At 73.3% G+C, this 2,324-nt stretch carries 1 protein-coding gene and 1 pseudogene; one reads left to right on the top strand and one right to left on the bottom strand.

Annotation, left to right across the window (positions count from 1 at the left end; genetic code table 11):
• Nucleotides 1-140: 140 nt before the first annotated feature.
• A pseudogene (locus ACFV4N_RS42900) lies at nucleotides 141-803 on the bottom strand (thiamine pyrophosphate-binding protein); the annotation flags it as partial.
• 429 nt (nucleotides 804-1,232) lie between these two features.
• Here ACFV4N_RS42900 and ACFV4N_RS42895 point away from each other — a divergent pair.
• Entirely contained in the window at nucleotides 1,233-2,144 is a 912-nt protein-coding gene (locus ACFV4N_RS42895; protein ID WP_499678441.1) for a 1,4-dihydroxy-2-naphthoyl-CoA synthase, read from the top strand.
• Nucleotides 2,145-2,324: the final 180 nt, after the last annotated feature.

Raw genomic sequence — 2,324 nt, 5'->3', positions numbered from 1 at the left:
GGTGGTCCACCTGCTCACCACCCGCACCACCCCGTTCCGCGCCCAGTCCCGGGGCCCCCCCCGGGCCGCGCGCCCCGCCGCGGGCGGGGCGGGGCGCCGGGGGGGGCCCGGGGCGGGGGGGGGTGGGGGGTGGGGGGGGGTCCCCCCCCCACGACCAGGGTGCGCGGGCCGAGGTGGTCGGTGGGGTGCAGCGAGGTCGTGGTGCGCGGTGCGGCGCGGGTCCACGGGACGTCGAAGGGGCGGCCGTCCAGCGACTCGGGCCAGGAGTCGTCGCCGTCGGGGACCAGGGGCTCCCGGAACGGGACGTTGACGTGCACCGGGCCGCCCGCGCGGGCGGTGGCGACGGCGCGGCAGACCAGGGAGCGCCACAGGCCGTTCTGGCCGTTTCTTCGCTCGGCCACCGGGAGTTGGAGGGTGTCCAGGCCGAACGCCCGCTGCTGGTCGACGGTCTGGCTGGCGCCCGTGCGGTACAGCTCGACCGGGCGGTCGGCGGTGAGGGCGATCAGCGGGACGCCCGCGTACCTGGCCTCCAGCACGGCGGGGTGGAGGTTGGCGACGGCGGTGCCGGAGGTGCAGGTCACGGCGGCCGGGTGGCCGCTGCCCCTGGCCAGGCCGAGGGCGAGGAAGCCCGCCGTGCGCTCGTCGACGCGGACGTGGAGCGTGAGCCTGCCCCGCGCCGCCGCCTCGTGCAGGGCGAACGAGAGGGGGGCGTTGCGCGATCCAGGGCTCAGCACGACGTGCCGGACGTCGTTGCGGATCAGCTCGTCGACGAGCACCCTGGCCTGCGCGGTGGACGGGTTCACCTGGCCATTGTCACCCAGTACACGATTGGGCGACTCACCTTGCTGAATCGAACACCTGTTCGAACAATGGGATCATGACCGCTCACCAGGACTTCAACCGCCGACACCCCCGTCGCCGAGTGACCGCGTTCTCAGTTCCCGCCCTCGCGCCGACCTGCATTAGCGCCGCCATTCCGGCCTCCGCCCCGACTCTCGTTCCGGCTTCCACCCCGCTCCCCGCTCCGGCCTTCACTCGGGCTCGGCGGCCGACCTCCGCCCAACCCCGGCCCCCGGCTCCCGTTCCAGCCCGGCTCCCGGCTCCCGTTCCAGCCCGGCCCACAGCCCTCGCACCGCACCGGCCGGCGGCTCACAGCCCGCCCCGCCCTCCGCCTCCCCGGCACGTCCCGGCCGGTCTGCGGGCATCCGGCCTGCGGGCATATTGTCGCCCGCGTGGCAGATCAGGACGTCTCCGAGCTGTTCGACCCGACCCGCTGGAAGCGCGTGGAGGGCTTCGACTTCACCGACATCACCTACCACCGCGCGGTGGACCAGGGCACGGTGCGCATCGCGTTCAACCGGCCGGAGGTGCGCAACGCGTTCCGCCCCCACACGGTCGACGAGCTGTACCGCGCGCTGGACCACGCGCGCATGAGCTCGGACGTCGGCTGCGTGCTGCTGACCGGCAACGGACCGTCCCCCCGTGACGGCGGGTGGGCGTTCTGCTCGGGCGGCGACCAGCGCATCCGCGGCCGCAGCGGCTACCAGTACGCCTCGGGTGAGACGGCGGACACCATCGACCCGGCCAGGGCGGGCAGGCTCCACATCCTGGAGTGCCAGCGCCTGATCCGCTTCATGCCGAAGGTGGTCATCGCGGTGGTCCCGGGCTGGGCCGCGGGTGGCGGGCACAGCCTGCACGTGGTGTGCGACCTCACCCTGGCCAGCGCCGAGCACGCCCGCTTCAAGCAGACGGACGCGGACGTCGGCAGCTTCGACGGCGGCTACGGCTCGGCCTACCTGGCGCGACAGGTGGGGCAGAAGTTCGCCCGGGAGATCTTCTTCCTGGGCCGCGCCTACACCGCCGAGGACATGCACAAGATGGGCGCGGTCAACGCCGTGGTGCCGCACGCGGAGCTGGAGTCGACCGCCCTGGAGTGGGCGAAGGAGATCAACGGCAAGTCACCCACGGCCCAGCGAATGCTGAAGTACGCCTTCAACCTCATCGACGACGGCCTGGTAGGCCAGCAGCTCTTCGCCGGCGAGACCACGCGCCTGGCCTACATGACCGACGAGGCGGTAGAGGGCCGGGACGCGTTCCTGGAGAAGCGCGACCCGGACTGGTCCGCCTTCCCCTACTACTACTGACCGCCGCCCCCACCACGATGATCACCATCGAGGCCCTGAGGGCAGCCCTGGCCGGCGCCATCCCGGGCAGCGCCACACCACCCGACACCACACCACCCGACACCACACCACCGGGCACCAGACCAGCAGAGGCGACCACCTCCGCCCAGCCGGCCACCACCAACCCACTCACCACCAACC

The sequence above is a fragment of the Actinosynnema sp. NPDC059797 genome, assembly GCF_042732085.1.
GTDB lineage: Bacteria > Actinomycetota > Actinomycetes > Mycobacteriales > Pseudonocardiaceae > Actinosynnema.
This window is presented reverse-complemented; position numbering and strand designations above follow the sequence as displayed.